The following is a 5,474-nucleotide window of genomic DNA, read 5'->3' as shown; positions in this document are numbered from 1 at the left end:
TTGATTCGTTGGGAGGCTGAGGCTCGCTTGCACCAGGGCTATAGCGCCAATCAAGTGGGGCGCTATGAAGAGGCCCGGCAGATTCAGCTCGTTGCACTAGAGCTAGCACGTACTCAAGATAACCCCATGACTCTAGTGCGGGCTCTCATGCTGGTGAACCGTGCTACCAACCCCTGCGGTCTCGTACTTATGCAAAGCAATCCCGATCAGGCTCAGGCGCTCTTTGTAGAAGCGGAAGCCGTGAACCGCGAGGCGCTGACGCTGATTGGGCCGCACTCGCGCTTTCACTCGATTCTCCATATAGGGCTCGCCCTCTCGACCTACAATCAAGGGCGTCTGGCAGAGAGTTACCAGCACTTGAAGGCCTGTCAGCACTGGGCTCTCAAGCATGGAACCTTGGCGCTGCTGATGTACAGCTTCTGGTACGAGAGTATCACCGAGTTTCAGAACGGCTCTGCTTTGCGTGCGACACTCCTCTTAGGGGCGTTCTACCGGCTCAGTGAGCAGATGGGCTACTCTGTGAATCTCGTAGGGGATGACCAGCTCCTCCTACAGAAGCTTGGCTCCGTACTTGACGAGGAAACCTACGAGCGGCAGCTCCGGCTTTCCCGCTCACTGTCGCTCGAAACGCTCGCTGCGCCACGCACCTGGGACGAGCTACTTGCTGGAAAAATTCTCAAAAAAGCGATGCATTAGAGTTGCCGCGTCGCTAACTCTAATGCTGGGTTAACGCCCTTGGTTTATTCTGCTCCTTAGAAGCCTGCATCAACATGAAGCTGGCTCGGAGGACAGAAAATGAAACGACAGCAATTTTTTACGACCACTCTTGCAGCTCTGACAGCGCTCTCTCTCTTTGGTTGTTCCGGTGGCGGTGGGAACTCGGGTAGTAATAGCACCGATGCTACTCGTGAGCTTCTTGCTGGCAAGGGCACTGCCGCCAGCCCCACCATTTTCTACTGGAGGACAGCCTCTCTCAAGGCCAACACGACCTACTACAACGCCACGGGAGGGGATCAGCCCTGTCCCGTGACGATCACCAGCAAGAGTGGCTCCGCAGACGGCCTGGGATGTAGCGAGGATCAAGTGGATGCCTACCGCTCGGATGGCAAGATTCTCTACGATGTGTCCGGCACCCCCAACTGGAGTACCTCGACCGACTCTTTCACGGTCAATGGGTCTGAGGTCACCATTACCAATGGCGACACCGCAGAGCCCACCGATACGCGAACCATTGTCGCGGAGGTGATCTCGGAGTCGTCGGACAAGATACGCCTTCGCATCAAGCGCGAGACACTGGTCAATGGGACGAACAGGCCCAACAATGTCGGCCTTGAAGTTGTTTTTCAAGCTGTCTCCTAACCACGCCGTCCTCTGATAGGCCGCGCTTGCGGCCTGTCTTGCTAGATCAGGAAACCAAACCTATGAAACTTACCCGAAGCGGCTTTGCTCTCTCTCTCACTTTGTGTAGTCTTATCGCACTCACCGCAACTGTTGGTTGCTCTGGTGGGGGAAGTGCTAGCTCTAACCCCACTCCGACACCCAATCCAACCGCAACCCCTGCGCCAACACCATCCCCCGCACCGACACCGACTCCTGCTCCCGGCGCGGGCAAGATTGCCTTTGTGAGTTTTCGGGACAGAAACCAGGAAATCTACACGATGAATGTAGACGGGAGCAATCAGACGCGCCTGACGAACAACTCCGTCATAGACGAATTCCCTAATTTCTCTCCCGACGGTACCAAGATCGTGTTTAGCAGCACCCGCGACGGTAACAGCGAGGTCTACGTGATGGGGGCAGACGGCGGCAACACCACACGGTTGACCAATAATGCCGGATTCGACGGCCACCCAAGCTTCTCTCCCGACGGCACGAAGATTGTCTTTGCAAGGACGGTTACCGGTAACGGGGGAAACGAAGATATCTAGGTGATGAATGCCGATGGCAGCAATCCCGTACGATTAACGACCGGCTCTACTGTAGATCGCTACCCTGTGTTCTCACCAAATGGCACAAGGATCGCCTACACGGTATACAACGGCGCAACGGAAAATATCTATACGATGAACGCTGATGGAGCGAATCAAACGCGCCTTACCAACCGTACAGACAGCGAAGTCGCACCTTCTTTCTCACCAGATGGCACAAAGATACTCTTTGAAAGTGCGCTGGAGATCTATTCTGTGAACGCCGACGGAACCAACCCCACCCGTCTAACCAACAACGATCGGCTGGATTCCTATCCTTCGTACTCGCCGGACGGAACAAAAATACTCTTTGAAAGCGACCGCACCGGAGGATCTCAAATCTTCACGATGAACGCAGATGGGGCGAACCCCACCCGTATTACCAATACGGCAACAACGGAGAGCCGCCCCGCTTGGGCAAAGAATTAACGACGGCGACTAAATCCATGAAACTCATGCGATTCACTTTCACCCTTTCTGCCGCGACACTTGCAGCCCTGACGATACTCTCTCTCTTTGGCACTGCACATGCCCAGGCGCTCAAGACACAGAAGTTCCCGGATGGAAACGATCAGATCGGTGTCGCGCCGGGCTAGAAGCTGGATTCTGGAAAAATCCCGTATTAGAGCCGCTAAACCGTAACTCTAATGCGGGGTTAATGCCCTCATCCTAAACTCTCCCCAGTGCATAGCACACGGTACAGAAAGAATTTTTAGGACATGAAGACATCACTCACTCTGCTGACTCTCTTACTTTCTCTGGGCATCATTACCTCTGCCTCTGCACAGGAATTTATAGATTTCACCGCCGTCGGGCGCAACCCCGACAATGATAACCCTGGATACACTGCTGATTATTTTGACATGAACTACCTGCAGCCCACGCCCCGTGCCACCTCGCTCAATGTTTCCTATACCGATCCGCTCGGGGCAAACATCACCATGCAAGGGAGCACGGTTCCAAGCGGCTTTTTTGCTGCACGCAATCAAGTCAGCATGAGTGTCAGCAATGTCCAAAGCGAGGGCTATCAGGCAACCACGGCACAAGGATCTCACACCCAAGTCACCTTCTTTACTCCCGGTGCGCTCGCCACGAGCTCGGTGTATAACTGGCATGTCACGGGCACCACGAGCTCCACCGTTCCGGGTGCCAATGTCAATGCGGGCTTATCTTTTCTTGCCGGTGACTTTGGCGGGGCAGACTTAACGACCATGTTTTCGAATCCCAGCACGGCAACACTAATCGGCCCTGGCAATTTAAGCTACACCCTTCCCTTATTACTAGATAAGCCGATTGATCTTTATTTTTACTCGGGTTCATATTTTGAAACGAAAAAATCGCAAGGTGATGCTATTTTGAATGGCAATTTATCAGGATTTTCTAATTTTAGTAATACCTATATTCTCGATAGTATCGATCTTTTTGATAGTAATGGTGACTCTATTGTCAACTGGACAATGGAGGAAACCAGTATGCCTGGTGTTGTCCTCTTTGACCAAAACGGACGTACGGCTGCAGCGAGATCACCCGTACCTGAGCCGACCACGTTTCTCTTTCTTGCTCTTGGGGGCACTCTGATCTTGGCCCACCGCCGACGAAACTAAACCAAAGGTATTTTGATGAAACACTATTTTTGGGTGCTCACCACTGTAGTTGCCCTGACAGCAGCGGCGCAGGCGCAAGCGCCCAAACTCACGACGCAGAAGTTCCCCGACGGCAGCGGTCAGATCGGGGTTGCACCGGGCTGGAAATTAGATGACGGCGGGGCAGGGGCGGCGGTTCTGTCAGGCCCCGGCGGCGCGATGATGCAGCTTGGGCAGTTTCGCTTTGTCTTTGCCCATAACTTCGATCAAAAGACGCTCACACCAGGCGTCAACCCGGAGGTGCCACGCGTCCACCTCGACGATCCCGTGCGAGCGATGATCGAGGCCACAGCACTACTCCAAAAAGCGGGACTCGTCACCAAGCTCAAACTCAAGGGTGTGGAGCCCGCGCCGTGGTTCCAGCTTGGGCGATCCGCGCTGATTCGCTACAGCTTTAACTATCAAGGCAAGCCGTTTGAGGCGTTTGGCCTCTTCACGATCGTCGCCACGGACGCGCAGTCGGGCTCGTATTTCTACTCCGCCGTCATGGCCTCACCAGAAACCTACGCCAAGCGCCTGCCGGAGATGAAGGCCATGTGGAGCTCGTGGAGCGTCAGCCAGAAGCTTCTTCAAGGAAGGCTCGATAATGCCACCAAGATCATCGGTGAGATCGATGTGCCGTCGCATCTTGATGATTTCCAGCAGAAGCAGCGCCTCGAAGCGCTTAAATCCGCGCGGAAGTTTCAGGCGCTGATCCGGGACGATCCTAAGTGAATTAAAAGTTAACCCTCCTGCTAACTCTAATGCTGGGCTAATGCCGAGGAGCTATCCTACCTACATTCGCATCTTGAGACGACTCTTGAAAGGCCAACTTAATACCATGCAACGACGAAACTTTCTCCGCCTCGCGGCAGCATTGCCCTTGACCACGCTCTTACACGGCTGTGGCAGTGGCTGGAACTTAGGCTTCGGCCCCGTTCGTGGGGGAAGCAATGGGGTCGGAACGAGTCGTGATTCCCTGACCACGGTGCTCCTCTCGGGACGTGCAGTCTTACCCGAAGGACTGGCAATTTCAGGCCATAAGATCGCCAGTGTCTTTAGTGAAAGTGCTCTGCCAGGTGATGGTCGCTTCTCCGTAAAAATCCTCTCCCTCGGAGCGACCCTGGGCATTGTCCTGGGGCCAAATGGGGGGCCTCTGCTCTTTGGTTTCCTGCGCGAAGGCCACTCTGAAATCTCCACACGCTCCACAGCCGAGTACTTAGCTTTTATGGCAATAGGAGCTGGGTGTAGCCCTGATTTTGTACAGAGCAAGTTTTTACAGGAGCTGAGCCAACCCGATAAGCTGGTGGAGCTAGAGAGAGTTGTCCGTGATCTTGTTGTCACAAAGGGCGAGAGCTGGCTCGATGTGCTCAAAGCCCATTCTGGCGATTTTAAAGCCGCTCTCCAGAGAGATACTGCCGCGTTCCGACCTGTCGTGACGGGCAAAACCCGAGGGGCGATTGTTGACCCTGCCGCGAAGAAAAGTGGCATCGTTGTCGAGAGTGACGGTGTTGGCACCACGTTTGCCACAAACTTCTATAGGCGACGAGCAATGGTCTTTGCCGAGCGCATCTCTTTTCTCACGGAGAAAGACGCGAATCCGGTGGCAAGCTATGCCCTGCTCACCCCCAAGCCTCTGAGCCTCTCTCCCGTAAAAGGTTCTACCTCGGCACTTGCGACGATTGGCGATTTTCTGGGTGGCTCGCGTGACTACTTCTCCCCTGTCAAGAGCGATGCCATGAGCCTGCCCCTTGCGCCCGGCGATGCACGGTCAACTCTGTATCGGCTAACTGCCGTGGGGCTGGGAGCCTTCGATGGTGTCTTGGGTCGGCTGACAACGGAGCAGCGAGCGGTGTGGCAAGATGTGGCCATGCGTAGCCTGGTG

8 protein-coding genes are annotated in these 5,474 nt (G+C 54.7%); all 8 read left to right on the top strand.

Annotation, left to right across the window (positions count from 1 at the left end; genetic code table 11):
- A partial coding sequence (locus tag RMO15_RS13220; protein WP_309713278.1) for a hypothetical protein occupies window positions 1–696 on the top strand: 696 nt, incomplete at its 5' end.
- Between the two features lie 99 nt (window positions 697–795).
- Complete coding sequence (locus tag RMO15_RS13215) at window positions 796–1,359, top strand: hypothetical protein (protein ID WP_309713275.1); 564 nt, start codon at window positions 796–798, stop codon at window positions 1,357–1,359.
- 62 nt (window positions 1,360–1,421) lie between these two features.
- Complete coding sequence (locus RMO15_RS13210) at window positions 1,422–1,928, top strand: hypothetical protein (RefSeq protein ID WP_309713273.1); 507 nt, start codon at window positions 1,422–1,424, stop codon at window positions 1,926–1,928.
- A gap of 3 nt (window positions 1,929–1,931) precedes the next feature.
- Window positions 1,932–2,396, top strand: a complete 465-nt coding sequence (locus tag RMO15_RS13205) for a DUF5050 domain-containing protein (RefSeq protein ID WP_309713270.1) — start codon at window positions 1,932–1,934, stop codon at window positions 2,394–2,396.
- A gap of 17 nt (window positions 2,397–2,413) precedes the next feature.
- Complete coding sequence (locus tag RMO15_RS13200) at window positions 2,414–2,563, top strand: hypothetical protein (RefSeq protein WP_309713268.1); 150 nt, start codon at window positions 2,414–2,416, stop codon at window positions 2,561–2,563.
- 123 nt (window positions 2,564–2,686) lie between these two features.
- Entirely contained in the window at window positions 2,687–3,571 is an 885-nt protein-coding gene (locus tag RMO15_RS13195; RefSeq protein ID WP_309713265.1) for a PEP-CTERM sorting domain-containing protein, read from the top strand.
- Window positions 3,572–3,586: 15 nt separating this feature from the next.
- Entirely contained in the window at window positions 3,587–4,324 is a 738-nt protein-coding gene (locus RMO15_RS13190) for a hypothetical protein (protein ID WP_309713262.1), read from the top strand.
- Window positions 4,325–4,430: 106 nt separating this feature from the next.
- On the top strand, window positions 4,431–5,474 hold a 1,044-nt coding region (locus RMO15_RS13185), incomplete at its 3' end, for a hypothetical protein (RefSeq protein WP_309713259.1).

This window comes from Armatimonas sp. (genome assembly GCF_031410135.1).
Taxonomy (GTDB): domain Bacteria; phylum Armatimonadota; class Armatimonadia; order Armatimonadales; family Armatimonadaceae; genus Armatimonas.
The sequence above is the reverse complement of the archived record's forward strand: the minus strand, read 5'-3'. Positions and strand labels throughout refer to the sequence as shown.

Coding starts and splice junctions, on each gene's coding strand:
- RMO15_RS13215 (WP_309713275.1), top strand. CDS start 796: ATGAAACGACAGCAATTTTTTACGACCACTCTTGCAGCTCTGACAGCG.
- RMO15_RS13210 (WP_309713273.1), top strand. CDS start 1,422: ATGAAACTTACCCGAAGCGGCTTTGCTCTCTCTCTCACTTTGTGTAGT.
- RMO15_RS13205 (WP_309713270.1), top strand. CDS start 1,932: ATGAATGCCGATGGCAGCAATCCCGTACGATTAACGACCGGCTCTACT.
- RMO15_RS13200 (WP_309713268.1), top strand. CDS start 2,414: ATGAAACTCATGCGATTCACTTTCACCCTTTCTGCCGCGACACTTGCA.
- RMO15_RS13195 (WP_309713265.1), top strand. CDS start 2,687: ATGAAGACATCACTCACTCTGCTGACTCTCTTACTTTCTCTGGGCATC.
- RMO15_RS13190 (WP_309713262.1), top strand. CDS start 3,587: ATGAAACACTATTTTTGGGTGCTCACCACTGTAGTTGCCCTGACAGCA.